Origin of the sequence: Anabaena sp. AL09, assembly GCF_001672255.1 — a bacterium.
In the GTDB taxonomy this organism is placed as follows: Bacteria; Cyanobacteriota; Cyanobacteriia; order Cyanobacteriales; family Nostocaceae; genus Dolichospermum; species Dolichospermum lemmermannii.
Genome location: NZ_LJOQ01000085.1, coordinates 234,169 through 252,066, shown reverse-complemented (window position 1 = coordinate 252,066; position 17,898 = coordinate 234,169). Strand labels below are relative to the sequence as shown.

Annotated in this window: 16 protein-coding genes and 2 pseudogenes; 2 read left to right on the top strand and 16 right to left on the bottom strand. The window is 41.5% G+C overall.

What is annotated here, in order from left to right:
* Positions 1-72: 72 nt before the first annotated feature.
* Entirely contained in the window at positions 73-990 is a 918-nt protein-coding gene (locus AN490_RS17775; protein WP_300006154.1) for an alpha/beta fold hydrolase, read from the bottom strand.
* Positions 991-1,394: 404 nt separating this feature from the next.
* On the opposite strand from AN490_RS17775, the gene infC reads away from it, so the two are divergent.
* A complete protein-coding gene (gene infC / locus AN490_RS17770; RefSeq protein WP_015083285.1) occupies positions 1,395-1,928 on the top strand; it encodes a translation initiation factor IF-3 in 534 nt (177 codons plus the stop codon).
* A 447-nt stretch (positions 1,929-2,375) separates the two neighbouring features.
* Here the strand turns inward: infC and AN490_RS17765 are convergent, their stop codons facing one another.
* The 4 genes from AN490_RS17765 to AN490_RS17750 form a co-directional block, all read right to left on the bottom strand.
* A complete protein-coding gene (locus tag AN490_RS17765) occupies positions 2,376-2,582 on the bottom strand; it encodes a phycobilisome linker polypeptide (protein ID WP_015083286.1) in 207 nt (68 codons plus the stop codon).
* A gap of 215 nt (positions 2,583-2,797) precedes the next feature.
* Entirely contained in the window at positions 2,798-3,283 is a 486-nt protein-coding gene (apcB, locus tag AN490_RS17760; RefSeq protein ID WP_015083287.1) for an allophycocyanin subunit beta, read from the bottom strand.
* A 67-nt stretch (positions 3,284-3,350) separates the two neighbouring features.
* Positions 3,351-3,836, bottom strand: a complete 486-nt coding sequence (gene apcA / locus AN490_RS17755) for an allophycocyanin subunit alpha (RefSeq protein WP_148763726.1) — start codon at positions 3,834-3,836, stop codon at positions 3,351-3,353.
* Positions 3,837-4,206: 370 nt separating this feature from the next.
* Entirely contained in the window at positions 4,207-7,599 is a 3,393-nt protein-coding gene (locus AN490_RS17750; RefSeq protein WP_300006147.1) for a phycobilisome rod-core linker polypeptide, read from the bottom strand.
* A gap of 523 nt (positions 7,600-8,122) precedes the next feature.
* Here AN490_RS17750 and AN490_RS17745 point away from each other — a divergent pair.
* A complete protein-coding gene (locus tag AN490_RS17745) occupies positions 8,123-9,133 on the top strand; it encodes an NAD-dependent epimerase (RefSeq protein ID WP_168697040.1) in 1,011 nt (336 codons plus the stop codon).
* Positions 9,134-9,269: 136 nt separating this feature from the next.
* On the opposite strand, the gene AN490_RS17740 is transcribed toward AN490_RS17745, so the two are convergent.
* From AN490_RS17740 to AN490_RS17690, 11 genes and pseudogenes are all read right to left on the bottom strand, one after another.
* Positions 9,270-10,217, bottom strand: a complete 948-nt coding sequence (locus AN490_RS17740) for a F0F1 ATP synthase subunit gamma (RefSeq protein WP_300006144.1) — start codon at positions 10,215-10,217, stop codon at positions 9,270-9,272.
* A 164-nt stretch (positions 10,218-10,381) separates the two neighbouring features.
* Positions 10,382-11,902: a F0F1 ATP synthase subunit alpha gene (gene atpA / locus AN490_RS17735; protein WP_213713762.1), complete on the bottom strand. Its 1,521-nt coding sequence runs from the start codon at positions 11,900-11,902 to the stop codon at positions 10,382-10,384.
* Positions 11,903-11,995: 93 nt separating this feature from the next.
* Positions 11,996-12,550 (bottom strand): ATP synthase F1 subunit delta, encoded by a 555-nt coding sequence (gene atpH, locus AN490_RS17730; RefSeq protein ID WP_271821417.1) that lies wholly within the window; start codon positions 12,548-12,550, stop codon positions 11,996-11,998.
* A complete protein-coding gene (locus AN490_RS17725) occupies positions 12,547-13,113 on the bottom strand; it encodes a F0F1 ATP synthase subunit B (RefSeq protein WP_300006140.1) in 567 nt (188 codons plus the stop codon). Before AN490_RS17725 ends, atpH begins: the two co-directional genes overlap by 4 nt.
* A gap of 153 nt (positions 13,114-13,266) precedes the next feature.
* Complete coding sequence (locus AN490_RS17720; protein WP_300006138.1) at positions 13,267-13,698, bottom strand: F0F1 ATP synthase subunit B'; 432 nt, start codon at positions 13,696-13,698, stop codon at positions 13,267-13,269.
* 183 nt (positions 13,699-13,881) lie between these two features.
* Positions 13,882-14,127, bottom strand: coding sequence for an ATP synthase F0 subunit C (atpE, locus tag AN490_RS17715; protein WP_039200459.1), 246 nt, complete (start codon positions 14,125-14,127; stop codon positions 13,882-13,884).
* Between the two features lie 169 nt (positions 14,128-14,296).
* On the bottom strand, positions 14,297-15,052 hold the full coding sequence (gene atpB / locus AN490_RS17710) for a F0F1 ATP synthase subunit A (RefSeq protein WP_039200461.1): 756 nt from the start codon (positions 15,050-15,052) through the stop codon (positions 14,297-14,299).
* 86 nt (positions 15,053-15,138) lie between these two features.
* Positions 15,139-15,624: an ATP synthase subunit I gene (locus AN490_RS17705; protein ID WP_300006135.1), complete on the bottom strand. Its 486-nt coding sequence runs from the start codon at positions 15,622-15,624 to the stop codon at positions 15,139-15,141.
* A 131-nt stretch (positions 15,625-15,755) separates the two neighbouring features.
* Positions 15,756-16,937 carry a class I SAM-dependent methyltransferase gene (locus AN490_RS17700; protein ID WP_300006133.1) on the bottom strand — a complete coding sequence of 394 codons (1,182 nt, stop codon included), beginning with the start codon at positions 16,935-16,937 and terminating at the stop codon, positions 15,756-15,758.
* Positions 16,938-17,330: 393 nt separating this feature from the next.
* Positions 17,331-17,538 (bottom strand): annotated as a pseudogene (locus tag AN490_RS17695) (hypothetical protein); the annotation flags it as partial.
* 155 nt (positions 17,539-17,693) lie between these two features.
* Positions 17,694-17,882: pseudogene (locus AN490_RS17690) on the bottom strand (hypothetical protein); the annotation flags it as partial.
* Between the last annotated feature and the right edge of the window lie 16 nt (positions 17,883-17,898).

Sequence of the window (17,898 nt, the reverse complement as noted above, 5' to 3'; positions counted from 1 at the left end):
CGAAGCATTTGGAGAACTATTTTTGGCAATGACCGATAATTTATCTTCCAAATGCTTCGCCCCTACTAACAACTAACAACTGACAACTGACGAATTAACAATCCAATCTAAAATCGCCTGATTAACTTGTTCTGGTGATTCATCCTGGGGACAATGACCGACATCTTCCAAATATAGCAATTGCAATTTTTCATTGTAGCCAACAAATTGATTTGCTAGTTTTGGTGGCACAAATCGGTCTTTTTTCCCCCAAATTAACAGCATAGGAATTGTTAAGTTTGGTAAAATCTTCTTGACACTAGGACTAAAATTAACCCCCGTTGTCGCTTTAAACAAGGCTCTAAAAGCACGAGCAGATCCCCTATCCTGCGGCGGTCCTGCTAAAATATCTATAAGTTCATCAGTAATAGCTTCAGGATTTGCATAAGCTAAACTAGCCCAAGGACGCAGCACACCAGGACGACGCACAAAATAAAATATCGGTTTTAATATTAATCTGGAAGTAAATATACTTTTAATCCCGCTAACAAGAGGTTGTAAAGCAGTCGGGATCATCTCCTGTTCCAAATTAGGATCAGGTAAACTCATCATCACTATCCCCTTCACCATATCAGGATGGTTAGCAGCTGCGACTAGAGAAATCAGTGAACCGATGGAATTACCCACTAAAACCACTGGTTGACGAATAAAGGTTTTCCAAAAATCGTAAACCTGCTCTACCCACAGTTCCACATTGTAGCTAGTTGCAGCCTTTTCCGAAGCCCCAAAACCAATCATGTCTAAGGCGTAAACCGGATGAGATTTACCCAAAACCTCTAAATTATGTCGCCAATGACCAATGGACGCGCCGAAACCATGAAGTAAAATTAAAGGTGTTGTTTTTGCATAATCATGGGGAGGACGAATATAAGTATAACGGGTTTGCCAACCACGCCACACCCAATCCCTTTGATTACCAACTCTTTGCTGCCAATGTCTTACGGTAGTCACAGTTATCTCTTGCTGATTAGTTGGAAACTATTAATTTTGTACGTTCTTTCTTAATATGTTACATTATATTTGGTTAGCTTCAATGTATACCTAATTTTGCTATCATAGAAACATCTTCTAGATATCATAACTCTATGTATCTCAGAAGAAAATTGTAACAATAGTTATTAGTGTCAAATATCATGTAATTTACGTTAAATAATGCAGTGGAATCAACTCAGAGTCAGGCTATACAGTCAACGACTTGATCAAACTTCTCTTATAAATTTGCTACACTAGAGAGGGATATTCATTTTCCAATTCTGAGTTACTGTTGTATTTTGCCTTCAATGGCATATCAAACTAAACTAACTAAATTCAAGACCAGTCCAAGATCTTAACTAATAGAGCTGCCACTAATCATAATGCCTGTGATTGAGAAAAAAAGAACTCGCGATCTGCCCCAAATTAACGAACGGATTCGCTTCCCGAAAATTCGGGTGATTGACACTGATGGCGCACAACTGGGAATTATAACTCCGCAGGAAGCGATACAATTAGCAGAGGAAAAGGAATTAGACCTAGTGCTAATTAGTGACAAGGCTGATCCGCCAGTGTGTCGAATAATGGACTATGGGAAATATAAGTTTGAGCAGGAGAAGAAGGCGCGGGAAGCCCGGAAGAAGCAGCACACGGCTGATGTGAAAGAAGTGAAAATGCGCTACAAAATAGAAGAACATGACTATAATGTGCGCGTTAAACAAGCTGAACGCTTCCTCAAAGATGGTGATAAAGTTAAGGCTACTGTGATGTTCCGAGGTCGGGAAATTCAACACAGTGACTTGGCAGAAACGCTGCTTAAACGGATGGCTACGGATTTAGAGCCTTTTGGTGAACTTCAGCAAGCACCTAAGAAAGAAGGGCGGAATATGATGATGCTGATTTCACCCAAAAAATAATCTTGTCAACAACCTGGTAATGAATGCTGTATAAATTAGTGAATAATAGGATCTAAAATTGACCCCAGGGAAATTTTTCCCATTCCCTCAGCATTCATCCATAATTAGATTTATGTCAATTTATTCTAAAATGATAGTCCTGACGGCTGAGTGGGAAAAATAATACTCAGTTGTTCAGGACTTTTGCTATGTTATTGCATATTTTAGATCGCCGTCCACCACAGGAAAAACTCCAGCGGCTGATAGAACACGGAATTGTGGAACGGGAAAAAATGCCGGATAGTAATGAAAAACATTAAAAACAGATCCACATCCTCTGGTAGCGGCTCAAGTTCAGGAATTGATGAAGAAATCCGCTCTTTGACATTTTCATATATAATCAAAAAAAAAGAGGTCATTACTGACCCCTGATAAAATCAAAATAAAATAATATTTGATTTATAGAAATTAAGACAAACCAGTATTAGTACCTTGTTTACCAGTTGCTAATTCCACCTTAACAATCTTGCCACCCATTTTTTGAATCCGTTGTTGTTCACGGAACCAATTTTCATAAGGAACTAACTTAGTAAAGTAAGTATTTTGTAATTCGCGTTGGGTGCGAGTCCGAGTTAGGCTGGGAACACAAGCAGTTACTTTAAATAAACGAGCCATTTTGTTTCAAATCTCCTGATATTGTTTTAGAAACTTTTTTATCTCAAATATCTTGAGTCAAAATCTTTAATTATTTTTTCCAAGGCTGGAAATCAACCATCAATACTAGACTGATAACACTTACAATCAATCAGCAAGAGAACCTTCTAGCAATCATGATTGATCTCCAGACCTTAACAAAGCCGCACCTATATGACTAAGTGCAAAGCTAACTCTTAGCTCAAGCCAGAGGAGACATAGTCAAAGTAAACGCCCATTTCTTTACCAGCGTCAGGACCAACCAAACTAGCGGTTACTTCCTTCATAGCTTGGATAGCTTGAACAGTAGCGCCTACGGGTACTCCCAAGGAGTTGTAGGTTTCTTTCAAACCATTCAATACGCGCTCATCCAAAATGGAAGCGTCGCCAGCAAGCATAGCGTAGGTAGAATAACGCAAGTAGTAATCCAAGTCACGGATACAAGCTGCGTAACGGCGTGTGGTGTACATATTACCACCGGGACGGGTGATGTCAGAGTACAACAAGGATTTAGCTACAGCTTCTTTAACGATAGCAGCAGCGTTAGCGCTGATGGTTGTAGCTGCACGAACGCGCAGTTCACCAGTAGCGAAGTAGCCTTTTAGCTTTTCGAGAGCAGCGGTATCAAGGTATTTACCTTGAACATCTGAAGAATTGATAACGGAGGTAATTGCGTCTTGCATTGTTGTTTTTTCCTTATTTCCAACCTTATTGCCACAGTTTTAGTTTGAGCCAAAAAATAGCTAAAACTTACTGCATTGCACCAACAACGTAGTCGAAGTAAGAACCAGCTTCACCAGCGTCTTCAGAAGACAACAGGGTAGCAGCAACGTTCTTCATAGCGGCAACGCCACCAGCAACTGCATCAATGGGAGTACCCAAAGACTTGTACATTTCGCGGACACCAACGATACCGATTTCTTCGATGGCTGTAACATCACCAGAAACGATTCCGTAGGTAACAAGACGCAAGTAGTAGTCTAAGTCACGCAAGCAAGTAGCTGTCATTTCTTGACCGTAAGCGTTACCACCGGGGGAAACAACATCAGGACGTTTTTGGAACAGTTGGTCGCCAGCACCTTTAACAATGCGTTCGCGGTTTTCGGTCAATACTTGAGCGATGCGAAGACGTTGTGCGCCACCAGCAACAAAACCTTTGATTCTGTCTAATTCACCGGGGCTGAGGTAGCGAGCTTCTGCATCAGCATTCACGATAGCTTTCGTGACGATACTCATTAATGGATTCCTCCAAAACTAATGGAACCAGAATTTGATTAAACTGGTACGACTTTATATGGTTGGTACTGAATTTACATCTTGATTTACATTTTTAGCCAGATTGACTGGATTTGGTGTAAACCAGGTGGAAAACTCAATTACCTCCCGCAAAATATTGTCCAGTATTATGTTGAGCATTTATTACTGCTCTTAATATTTTGTAACACTTATTTTCAGATTTGCTCATTCTCAGGGAACAGAGAGCAGCGCGGTCTTGGGGTCTCCCCAAGTGGAGCGACTGCGGAGGAACAGGGAACAGGGAACAGTAAAAAGCTAGATAAAACAACCTTTTCTGTCACCTATTACCTATTACCCAGGACCCATTTTCCTATCTATTAGGAAGACCACCTGTGAGAACAGAAGGAGACAAGCTAGACCAAGATTGTTTCACCAAGTCAGCTTCAGCTTGAACACTACCCAAGTAGTTACCTGCTGGTAAAGATGGATAGCGTTTGTAGGGAACAACGTCTTCACCAAAGTAACGAGCATACTCAGGACTGTTGACAATTGCCTCTACAGCCGACCGTAAACCGCTATCAGCCAATAATTTGTTATATTGACGGATTTCGCCTTGGGTAGCTGGTGCGCGTCCCAAAAGGTGACGGAAGAGGAATTCAATTACCTTGGTGTTGGGATAAGGCGCGTAGAACCGTTTGCGATAGATTTCGGAACTGGCTAGTTCGAGAACAAACTCACGCACGGTAATTTCACCGTTACGCAATTTGCTATCCAAGTCAGAACGGCGGAAATAAGCAGGTACTTGACCGCTAAATACGTCCATTACCTGACAGTAGATAGCATTAATGACCTGATTGGTTTCGGGGGAATTTGTCCCGGTGGTAGCACGGTAAATCCGGGCTGGTTTGCGACGGCTTGTACCAACACCAACTTCTACAGATTGACCACGACCATCATTGAAAGAACGACCCAATTCAATAAACAAGGGTTTAGTCTTGTCCATTTTCTTGGCTTGGGCTGCCAAATCAGCGATCGCCTTGGCGAGAATTGGCGTATTCTCAGTTTTAATCCGAGGCTTCACAGTTTCAAAACTAGGAACAACCAAATCATCATTTTGCTTGGTTAGCTGGTTGTAAAGCTTCTCGGTATTGGGGAAATTAGCCGCAGGTAAAGTGGGGAAGCGACGGAAAGGAACAGTATCTTCACCAAACACTTGACCATATTCTGCACTTTCAACCATCGCGCTAATAAAAGCCCGAATCCCTTGATTAGCCAGAATTTGGTTGTATTTACGAATTTCTGCTTGGTCAATAGGGGCGCGACCCAAGAAATGCTTAGTACCCAACTCAATTACTTTTGTATTGGGGTAAGGTGTGTAGAACTCCTTCAGGTACAGGCTAGAATAACCCAAACCTTGAATAAATTCCTTAACAGTAATTTCACCATTCACCAACTTACTTTCTAGAACTGTAAACTCGTTCTTAGAAATGTAAGGAGCAATATCCCGCTCGAAAATCTGCCGATAAGCGCCGCTAATCACAGTTTCCGCCGCAACCTTGTCATTTTTAACTGCTGTCAGTTTAAAGACCTTGGTTTGCTCACGTTGCTTAGTAACACCTTGGTTAATGCGGAACTCAATATCTGGTTCAGTCCGCATTTCTGTGACTGTACCCAATTCCACAAAGCGAGGTGTTTCCTGTTTCTCAACATTCGCCAAATCTTCGCGGATAGTCCCCACACGTAATTGACGTAAAGACACACCCGCAGGAGTTAGATAGCGTTCGTAAGGAACTGTATCTTCATTAAATGCTTGGCTGTATTCGTCACTGTCCAGAATGGCATCAACGACCGCATAAAAGCCCTTCTTAGCAGCAATGTCAAAATACTTATTGTTTTCTTCCCGACCATAGGTAGGACGACCTAACAAGCGACGGTGAATGTACTCAATGGCTTTACAGACATAGAGAGAAGTCCAGTACATCTTCCGGAATAAATCCGACTTCGCCAACATCCGCACAAACTCGCGGACGGTGATATCGCCGTTTTCCAGCTTAATTTCCGCAACTTTCAGCCGTTGACCTTCGTAAACATCACGACCAAAAACTTGTAGATAAGTAGCCTTAATTACCGCTTGGGTAGAACTTTCCGAGAACTTGACACTTACACCCTTAGGAGCTTTTCTGCCAATAGTTCCAGGTAACTGGTCTAACTTGAACACCTTCGCGCCCAAAGTCCCAGGAGCTACACTCCGAGCATTAGGATTGCTGAGTTGGTTATTGATACCAGGCCCTTGGTGAATCAAGATCCGGCGAGTATCCTTACTAAAAGGTGCAGGGCTGCTGCTGGGGTTGCGGGTTGCTTTCGGGAAAATCGCCCCAAATTGGATTTCCAAGGGGTCATTACCAGAACCGTAGGGATGTTGGTCAGGTAATGGTTGTTCGTAAGCAGCAAAAGTTGTAATAAACTGAGGAACTTTCCGGAAAGGCGCACTGTATTTAAACAGGTCTTGCTGTTGTCCCCAGTTACGACATTCTTGGGCTTCTTGACCCAGACCCCGAATGTAGGGAACTGTTTCTTCACCAAAGTAATCGCTGTATTCGGTAGAATCTACCAAAGCATCAACTAAACCTGCCAAACCTTTGAGGGAAACAATGGCAAAATATTTTTGCACTTCCTCACGGCTACTTGGTCCCCGTCCTAAAATGTGACGGAAAGCCAATTCAATCACCCGGCTGTTAATAAAAGGCTGATAAAACTGTTTTTGGTAAAGGGGAGATTTAGCTAAACGGCGAATAAACTCCCGCATGGAGATTTCGCAGTTTTTGACTTTCGATTCTAAGTCAGAGATAGACAAGCTATAAGCACGGGTAATATCGCGCTCAAATACTTGACGATAAGCCGCTTTGATGACTTCTGTTTTTTCGCCAGAAGACAAGCCGGGCTTCATGGCGTACTTGGGACGACGTTCTGCGGCCACAGCGTAAATTTGCGGCAGTTGTAATCCTTGTTGGTCGCCGGAAGGACGTTGACGAACTTTAGTAGAAGGTGTTGGTGCTTTAAATTCTGTCAGCAACACATTCATGTACTCAGTCACAATTTCTGTGGCTGCGGCATCTTTCCGGAAATAAGACAGGGACGCTGCTTTGATTTCTTGTAAAGCGACGATGGTTGCTTCTCCAGAACAGGCATTTTCAATAATTTCCCGCAAACCTCTGGTATTTACAGAGATGATGTTGGGGTCGCCAGCGACAATGGCGTAGGTGGCATAGCGCAAGAACCAAGACAAGTCACGTAAGCTTTTGGACATGTTGCTAGGCCCATAACGAGCGACGTTAATAGGTCTAAAGCCTGGAGGTGTTGGTCCACCAGCAGAAGTATTGAAGATAGAACGGAGGTTTTCAAAGAAACCACCACTACTTTCAACGTAGGTGACTGTTCCTAGTTTCATGCCCTCTTGGACATTAGCACCAGCGCCAACCATTGCCAATTCTCGCTCTTGGGGCTTTTCTAAGAAAGCCATTGGTGAACCACCAATGAAAATCCGGTTAGCCGCACGAGAAACGATGATTTCGGAATTGTCTGTCAAAATTTTGGCAATTTCTAACCGCTTTGCCCCGGAGGTAAAATAACTGCCAAGTTCACTTAGTTCACCTCTTCCCAAAAAGCGGTCTTGTTGTTCCGCTTGGGAAATGGTGGCGACAGGTAAGGTTTGATATAGTTGCGGACGCGCAACTGAGCTTCCACCGCTTGCCTTAACACTCATGGGATTTTTAAGACTCCTATCATAATTGTTTATCTGTTCAGCCTGGGTTATTTATTTTAAGGCTTGACATTTTTGCGTATTTATGAATGTTACGCCTGTAAAACCCAGTAAATTAACTCGGTCAATTTTTAGATTAGAACGTTTTGCGTTTACACTGTTGGTTTATTAAGAAGTATGTCGAATCTGTAATCTAAATTTGATATTCAAGAAGATACATACTTCCATTTTCTGGGATGAATATAGATTTTATCGTACATTCTGTACTCTGATGATTCTTAAACTTATTCATAAAACCAGGGGACAGACGGGAGGCAAAAATGAGAATGCTATATTAGTAACGGGTTGGTAAACCGCTATATTCTCTATTTCGGTGATTGATATCAGAAGGAAATTACGTAAAATAAATTAAATGAGTAGCAAATACAACATTATGTATTAAATATTATTGTTTATTTTAACAAGTTACAAAATTTATGCGGAAACGGAGAATGTAAATCTCCATATATATCACAGTGGTGAAATTATGACGAAAATTTTAGTTACAGGTGCGGCTGGTTTTATTGGTTTTCACCTCAGTAAACACTTACTAGAAAGGGGTGATGAAGTTATTGGTTTGGATAATCTCAATGATTATTACGATGTAACTTTAAAGAAAGATAGACTAAAACAACTTTTAGAAAAACCTGGTTTTAGCTTCCATTTATTAGATTTAGCAGACAGAGAAAGTATCCCCAAATTATTCATTGAATCAAACTTTGATAAAGTTGTAAATTTGGCTGCACAACCAGGAGTGCGCTATTCATTAAAAAATCCCCACGCCTATGTAGATAGTAATTTGGTAGGATTTGTCAATATTCTAGAAGGTTGCCGGCATACAAATGTACAACATTTAGTATTTGCTTCTTCCAGTTCAGTTTACGGTGCAAATACAAAAATTCCTTTCTCCGTTCACGACAATGTAGATCATCCCGTTAGTTTATACGCAGCCAGCAAAAAAGCCAACGAATTAATGGCACATACTTATAGTAGTTTGTATGGCTTGCCAGCGTCAGGATTGCGCTTTTTTACAGTTTACGGTCCCTGGGGTCGTCCTGATATGGCATTGTTTCTCTTCACTAAAGCAATTTTGGCAGGACAACCAATTGATGTTTTTAATTATGGTAAAATGAAACGCGATTTTACTTATATTGATGACATTGTTGAAGGTGTAATTCGCGTTATTGATCAAGTTGCTGAATCGAATCCCAATTGGTCGGGAAATGCACCTGACCCCGCGACAAGTTATGCACCATATAAAAATTACAATATCGGCAATAATCAGCCGATTGAATTAATGAACTTCATCGAAACCCTAGAAAATTACTTGGGTATGAAAGCCAAAAAGAATCTGCTACCAATACAACCTGGTGATTTACCTGTAACTTATGCTGATGTTGATGATTTGGTTCAAGATATTGGTTTTAAACCCAATACTTCGATTGAAGTGGGTATTGAGCGATTTGTTGAATGGTATCGGTCATATTACCAAGTTTAAATGCAAAAATATTGACTCTTTAGCTTTTTTATAAATTCCGTCTTGAAGATGGACAAATATCATTTTCCTTGGTTAAAAATTAGTAATTGATGATTGGCCATAGTTTATTTTATGGCTTCAATCACCAATCACCAAATTAAGTCAACGCTTCCGCACCACCGACAACTTCCAGAAGTTCCTGGGTAATTGCGGCTTGACGGGCTTTGTTGTAAGACAAAGATAGAGTTTTAATCAATTCACCGGCGTTTTCGCTGGCGTTACTCATCGCTGTCATCCGTGCTGCTAGTTCACTAGCTGCTGATTCTTGTAATGACCGTAATAGCTGATTGCTCAGATATAATGGCAACAAAGAATCCAGAATTTGCACTGGATCTTGTTCAAAAATCATGTCACTAGGTAAAGCGGTAACTGTACTAGCTACCTTTTCCCGTTCCACTTGGAATTGACCACCACGGGTAGTTAAACGGAAAACTTCGTCATCCGCTGCTTCTAAACCTTGGGTATCCAAAGGGAGAAGGGTTTGGACTACGGGACGAGAACTAACCAAGGAGACAAATTTTGTATAAACTAGCTCAATCCGGTCTACTTTTTCCGAAAGGAAGAGAGAAAGTAGTTCATCAGCAATATTTGTAGCTTCTGCGGCGGTAGGAAGTTGTTCTAAACCGCTGTAGGTGGCATCAATAGGCTGATTCCGGCGTTGAAAGTATTGAGTAGCTTTGCGGCCAACCAAGACATAAGTATAGTTTACACCTTCAGCTTTGAGTTCCTTGGCCCGATTTTCAGCCCGGCGGATCACGTTAGAGTTGTAACCACCACACAAACCCCGGTCGCCAGAAATTACCAACAAACCTACTGTTTTAACTTCGCGTTTTTTGAGTAGGGGAAGGTTAACATCTTCAAATTTGAGCCGAGTTTGCAAGCCATACAATACTTGCGCCAAACGGTCAGCAAAGGGACGGGTAGCAATTACCTGTTCTTGAGCGCGACGGACTCTCGCCGCTGCTACAAGCCGCATGGCTTCTGTGATTTTTTTGGTGTTTTTGACCGACTGAATGCGATCGCGTATTGATTTGAGATTAGCCATAATCCGATTTTAGATTTTAGATTTTAGATTTTAGATTCGGAATTTCGGATTTTAGATGAGACTCACCTACAAATAAACATCAAATCCCTGTATCTGATGGGTTGATATCTAATTTTTGGACAAGTCTATTTAATCCAAAATCCAAAATCCAAAATCCAAAATTGTTACGCTGCTGCTTGGAAGGTCTTTTTGAATTCGGTAAGAGCGGCTTTCAAAGCTGCTTCTTCTGCATCACCTAGAGCTTTGCTACCTTGTACGCCTTGGAAGTATGCAGTGTTAACATTCTTCAAGTAGCCACGTAGACCTAGAGCAAAGGTAGTTACTTGATTAACGGCAATGTCATCTAAGTAACCGTTAATACCAGCGTAAAGAACCGCTACTTGTTCAGCTACGGAGAGAGGATCGTTTTGGGGCTGTTTTAAGAGTTCCCGTAAACGGACACCACGCGCCAACTGGTCTTGAGTGGCTTTGTCTAAATCAGAAGCGAATTGTGCGAAAGCTTGTAAGTCGTCAAACTGAGCCAATTCTAGTTTGATTTTACCGGCAACTTTTTTCATTGCCTTGGTTTGTGCCGCAGAACCTACACGGGATACAGAGATACCGGGGTTTACAGCAGGACGAATACCAGAGTTAAACAAGTCAGAAGACAAGAAAATCTGACCGTCGGTAATGGAAATTACGTTGGTAGGAATGTATGCAGATACGTCACCAGCTTGGGTTTCAATGATAGGTAGAGCAGTCATACTGCCTTTACCTAATTCATCGCTGAGTTTAGCAGCACGTTCCAACAAGCGAGAGTGAATGTAGAATACATCTCCAGGATAAGCTTCCCGACCGGGTGGACGACGGAGGAGCAAGGACATTTGGCGATAAGCCTGTGCTTGCTTGGAAAGGTCATCATAGATGATTAAGGTCGCTTTGCCTTTGTACATGAAATACTCAGCAATACTAGCGCCTGTGTAGGGTGCGAGGAATTGGAGGGTAGCTGGGTCACTGGCGTTAGCCGCAACAACTACTGTGTAGTCCATCGCGCCTTTTTCTTGTAAGGTTTGAACTACGTTAGCAACGGTGGAAGCTTTTTGACCGATAGCCACGTAAACGCAAACTACATCTTCACCTTTTTGGTTGATGATGGTGTCAATAGCGATCGCAGTTTTACCAGTTTGACGATCTCCAATGATTAATTCCCGTTGACCACGGCCGACGGGAATCATGGAGTCAATAGCGGTAATCCCTGTTTGCATCGGTTCATGTACAGACCGACGGGCAATAATCCCAGGGGCTGGGGATTCAATTAACCGAGTTTCGGTTGTTTTTGGATCACCTTTACCATCAATAGCACGACCCAAAGCATCAACAACCCGACCAATGAGAGCGTCACCTACGCCTACTTGGGCAATTTTACCAGTAGCGGTTACAGAGCTACCTTCTTGAATACTCCGACCTTCGCCCATCAGTACCGCACCGACGTTATCTTCTTCTAAGTTTTGGGCGATACCAATTGTGCCATCTTCAAATTCTAGGAGTTCCCCAGCCATAGCTTTTTCCAAGCCATAAATCCGGGCAATACCGTCACCAACTTGTAGCACTGTTCCAACGTTAGCAACTTTAACCTCTTGGTCGTATTGCTCGATTTGTTGTTGGATGATGCTGCTGATTTCGTCAGGTCTAATGGAAATACTCATTTGTCAGTTGTCAGTTGTTAGTTGTTAGTTGTCAGTTGTCAGTTGTCAGTTGTTTTTTATTGACTATTGACTACTGACATTTATCAGAACTTTTTAGTTACTGCTTAAACGCAAAGAAAGACGACGTATTTGTCCACGCAAACTAGCGTCAATTACTTGAGAACCAACTTTGATAATTACACCACCAATTAAATCGCTGTCTATTTTCGTGGCTAATTCCACTTGACGAGCTTTGGTAAGAGTAATTACCTTTTCTGTAATTGCTTGCTGTTGGGTTTGGGTCAACGGAACCGCAGAAGTAATTTCAGCTAATACAGTTTGATTTAGTTGGCGTAATAGCACTAAATACTGCTGTAAAATTGGTTCTAAGAAAGCAATCCGTCTTCTGTCAACTAACAGCAGTAAAAAGTTACGGAGGCAGAGGTTTACACCTTCACCAAGTAATTGTTTGAGGACATTTTTCTTGTTCTCTGGCTTGACAAAGGGATTGCTCAAAAAGCTTGTGAGTTCTTGACTCCCTGTTAATAAGCCGATAAATGTCCGTGCGTCTCCCCCAACCTCTTCTGTTAAGTTTTGAGATTGAGCAATGGATAACAGTGCCTGTGCATAAGGCTGAGATACTTCAGCGGTTGCTGCATCACTTTTCATATCTCGCCTCCCAGTTGTGCGATGCTACGATCAATTAAAATTTGTTGAGCATCTGCGCTAATACCACCCTTGAGTTGTCCTTCCACTTTTTGCAGTGCTTGCAGCACTACCTTTTGTCGAAGTTGGGAGATAGCTTTCTCTAGTTCTGCATTCAAATCAGATGCTGCGGTTTCTTTCAACCGCTCTACATCCAGATTCGCTTTAACTAAAATAGCTTCTTTAGCTGCTTGAGCATTTTCGACCGCAACTTGAGTAATTCTCTGTGCTTCCTGCTGTGCTTGGGTTAACTGCCCTTGGGCTTTTGCCAAAGCAGTTTGTGCTTCCCGCAAGCGTCCTTCTGCATCTTGAATAACGCTTTCAATACCGGAGCGTCTTTCATTCAAGATATTGGTTAAAACTTTGCGTCCAAAGTAGAATAGTATGCCAATCAGAATTACTAAGTTAATTAGATTGGTTTCCAGGATGTCTAGGTTTAGACCGAAACCGCCTTCTGCTGCGCCTTCTGCCATTTCAGAGTTAACAGCTTCTGCGGCAAGTAATAAGATATTGCCCATGTTAGCCATCTACAAGTGCGCTGCTCGCTTGGTAATTCGTTGATTTTTCCCGACAGGGAAAAAAGTGCCAATCTTTTGGACACTTAAATTTCGCCACATTTTCGGGCATAAGCCCTGATGTGTTTATGCTTTCGTAGCACCAACTTGGTGATATAGTCGGAACTATTTCACCAAAGCAGGTCCTAATAGTTTTTCTAGAATCTGGTTGCTGAGGGCATCAACTTGTGCTTCTAGGGTTGCCATAGCTGCTTGCTTTTGCTGCTCTATTTCTCTAGCAGCTTGTTCGCGTTGAGCTTGGGCTTCCTGTTGAGCTTCAGCTATTTTTTGTGCCGTAATTTTCTTAGCTTCATTCTGGGCAGCTTCTATAGTCAATTGAGATTGCTTACGCGCAGATGATAGTTGCTGCTCATACTCTTTAGCTAATGATTCAGCTTTAGCCAAGCGTTTACGAGCATCAAGGTTACTGGTACGGATAAAATTATCCCGATCATCCAATACCTTAGTCAGAGGCTTATAGAAAATTGCATTCAACAAAGCCGCCAGCAACAAGAATTGCAATGCCATTAATGGCAAGGTAGCATCGAAATCAAACATTTCTCTCCTCTTTGGCTGGAATAGGAATTTGCTTGGCTAGTAACGTGATCCAGCCGTTGATAATTTTACGAATCTCTTCCTAGATGATCCATAAACTGCCAGTTTTTAGAGGCGTGTAGATGTCCAGTTTTTTACTTGCTGTGACATCTTGCACGTCTCTAGATTAACAAAACTTTTTCGGTCTTAGGCAAAAGGGTTAGCGAATAGCAATACCAAGGCAATTACCAAACCGTAAATTGTCAAGGATTCCATGAAGGCTAAGGTTAAAAGTAGTGTGCCGCGAATTTTGCCTTCTGCTTCAGGCTGACGAGCAATACCTTCTACTGCTTGACCTGCTGCATTACCTTGACCAAGACCAGGCCCAATTGAAGATAAACCGATAGCGAGAGCAGCAGCTATAACTGAGGCAGCTTGTACTAATGGATCCATGACGATTTTCCTTGCTTTAACTACAAAAATTACAAATGTACGTAACAATCTAGATATGTGTTTTCACACGGCACTAGGTTCTTAAATCGCCGTAGCGATGTTTTGAGCAAGTTTGCTCGTCTGATAGTGCAACGTAGCGCAAGCCATAATGTACTATCAACTGAGGGCGTTAATGCTCCTCATGTTCTTCTTCACCGTGTCCCTCTAAGGCTTCATGAATATATGCCCCGGCTAGGGTCGCAAATACGAGGGCTTGAATGGCACTAGTAAATAAACCCAAAGCCATTACTGGCAAAGGCACAAAGAGAGGCACGAGTAATACCAATACACCCACAACTAATTCATCCGCCAATATATTTCCAAATAGACGGAAGCTTAGGGAGAGAGGCTTGGTGAAATCTTCGAGAATAGCAATTGGCAACAGAATGGGTGTTGGCTCAATATATTTCTTAAAGTAGCCTAGACCTTTCTTACTAAATCCAGCGTAGAAATACGCCAAGGATGTGAGCAATGCCAATGCGACGGTTGTATTGATGTCGTTGGTAGGAGCAGCTAGTTCACCAGCAGGCAGTTTGATTAGCTTCCAGGGAATTAATGCTCCTGACCAATTTGATACGAAGATAAACAAGAATAGCGTACCAATAAATGGTACCCAGGGGCGATATTCTTTCTCTCCGATTTGGTTTTTCGCTATGTCCCGAATAAATTCTAGGGCATATTCCATGAAATTTTGGATGCCGCTAGGAATTTTCTGGACGTTTTTGGTGGCAGCTAGTGATGCTATTACTAGGATAGCAATCACAAACCATGAGGTGAGAAATACTTGCCCATGTATTTTAAGACTGCCCAGTTGCCACAAGAAGTGATGACCTACTTCCAATTCGGCGAGGGGAAAAGCATTGAAGGCGTTTAATACACTAAGCATGGGCGTTGTTCAAGATTTTCCCAAAAAATTGCAAATGGGAGGATTGTCTGCAAGGGTTTAGTAGTGCTAAACTCCTACAACTAGCTTTAAGCTTCAGGATTGAATACAGTTTGCACCAGATAGATGACGAGGGTAGCTTTGTAGGTGAGAAACCCCAAGAATATGGGCAGAATATGTAGCTGATGCCATTGAGTCGCCAATATAATCGGTATCATGATTAGAGCAAAACGATTTTTACTCAAACTTGGTTTTTCACCACCAAATCTCTCGACATCGTTAGCCAGCATTTTTAAGTAAACCACACCTGTACACGCCCCAATCAAATAATTTAGGGCTATGTTTAAGGAATAAAAAATCCACACAGAGATAAAAATAATCCCCGTCAACACAAGTGTGATGACTAGCAACTTCTGATAGAGTTGATAGAACTCTTGCATGGAAGAGCTTACTGGTTCTGTTTGAGCAAAACCAGATTTCTCATCTTGTTGTGTTGTCTGAGTCGGTGCAATTGATTCTTCTGACAAGCTCACGAGACTTGAAACCAGTACAGCTAATATGAGATGACTGTACATTCAGTCAGTTGAATCATATCACGATCCGGTAACACTACTTTAGAAAAAAACAATTAACTTATTTTTGGTCATTGGTCATTGGTCATTGGTCATTGGTCATTGGTAACATAATCACCTATGACTGATTTTTTTCATGAAGCGGGGGTTAGTAAGAGTAGTTGTTGTTTGAGGAGGTTTCTTACTCCGTCTAAGTCTAGCTCGACTTGGGCTAAAATTTCAGCCACTGTGGCATTGTTACCACATTTTTGCATAAATTCAAATTCTGCTGTTGATAAATTAATAATTTGATAATCATAGTTAAATAAGCATTGACTGGGAAACCCATCTATGCAAGGGTTAAGTTCAGGAATAGCTGCTAGTAATGTGTTATCTGCTGACCAGTCTGTTTTAGTGAAGGGGGGACGAGTGAGGAAAAATTCGTAATGGGTAACTTCGGGATTCAGTAATTCTATCAATCGGTAAAGTTCTCTTTCACTTAATTCTTTTGCTCTTTCAATTAACTCCGGTGCTTTTTCTAGGAGGTTTTCCAGTTGCCAAAAACTAGGATTAGAAAAACCTACAAAGTCTAAACCGGAAGCTTCTATTAATGCAAATAGTGTATCAATATTGTAATCAGTTTCTTGAGGATGGACGTACATATCAGCGAAACATTCATCTCGCTGGTTTTCCATTGCCCATCTTTCTTTTTCGCGCTTGACAATGCGGTTATTTTCTGGTAGGGAAGCGAAGATTTGTCGTCCGACTTGGACACCATCACGATAGTCGCCTTTTTTGTTACCTTGGAGGAGAGCGATCGCTTTTTGCATCAGTTGTATTTCCCATCTTCCCAGTTCTCCATACACAAAAATGTGTATTAATCCACCGGGGGCGAGTTTTTTCGCTAATGCTTCAATACCCCGAATGGGATCTGGTAAATGATGAAGCACACCAACGCAATTAATTAAATCAAATTCTCCTGGTATCTTATCCACATCATAAATACTCAGATGATGAAATTCTACACGGTCAGCGCCAGAACTTTGACAGCGTTTTTTTGCTACTTCTAATGTACCAGCACTTAAATCTATTCCCACTACCTGCGCTTGTGGGTTGAGATGTACTAAATATTCTGTGCCGACTCCTGAACCACAACCAGCATCTAAGATGCGGATATCTTGCTTTTGTGGTTTTCTACCTGTGCAGAAGTTATAAGCAGCTAACCAATTCCAACGCCAATTATATCCTGGTGGTGGTTCATCGAGGATGGGTTCGGGAGGGAATGGATAGGTATCGTAGAGTTTCGCAACAGCAGCACTTACTTGGGAGTCAGACATGATTAGGAATAACGCAGCATTTCTGAGTTTACCGGATAGGGGGTGATGAGAGTAAAAAAGTTTTACAGCTTACATACAGCTAGTTGACGTACCAAGTATTAATGTATAAAAATTAATAGAGAATCGGTATTATACTGTATTTATTTCATAATTCAGGAAACATTAGATGTGGTAATAAAAGAAATACCTTACTTGGACAAATACTGTAGCCAAATTACGAGGGTTCAACGGCTGTAGAAGCATTGTGAATACAGGGGAAACGCATCTAAATTTTATTGACAAAACACCATTTTTGTGTATAAACGAAGGAATCGGTATTTATCAGTCATCGTGATGGTTTAAATCATTGTCAATAAGTAGACGTTAATGCGAATTTTTGGGTCATTATTGAGATTAAATAGTCCTTATTGATAATATGCGTTTCCCCTGATTGTGAATACGACCAAGAGACGTAAGCTTGGCAAAAATCTGGGATAATAAAATAGGCTCAGGCAGGCTGTTGCAGAAGCATTTTTAACATTTCCCGAACATATCGAAACCCCCGACAGTAAGCCTGAAGATCAACAATGCCAGCACCGGGATTAGACCTCTTGCAGAATTCATTTTATGTTACAATGGGCGTTGGCCTTAATTTTATTCAAAAGTTAGAATTAAACGCCTATCTTTACATTTGCGATCACAACAATACCCAAACACACATAAAACCTAAAACCTCCAGTTGTACCATAGAAACAATTGTCCAAGAGGTCTATTATATTCACGAAACTGAGCTAAAAGATGATGGGACAAATTGACCATGAAAAAAGAAAGATCGACAGCATTAGTTACCGCAGTTTGACCCCTATTCATAAAATCTTCTAATCCCCAAAATTGTTTAGCATCACGAAAATTGAATTCGATTTGGAAGCGCAGTTTACGGAAAGCTTTGCCTCCTAGCATCTGTTTGCGCTAAATCTTGCCA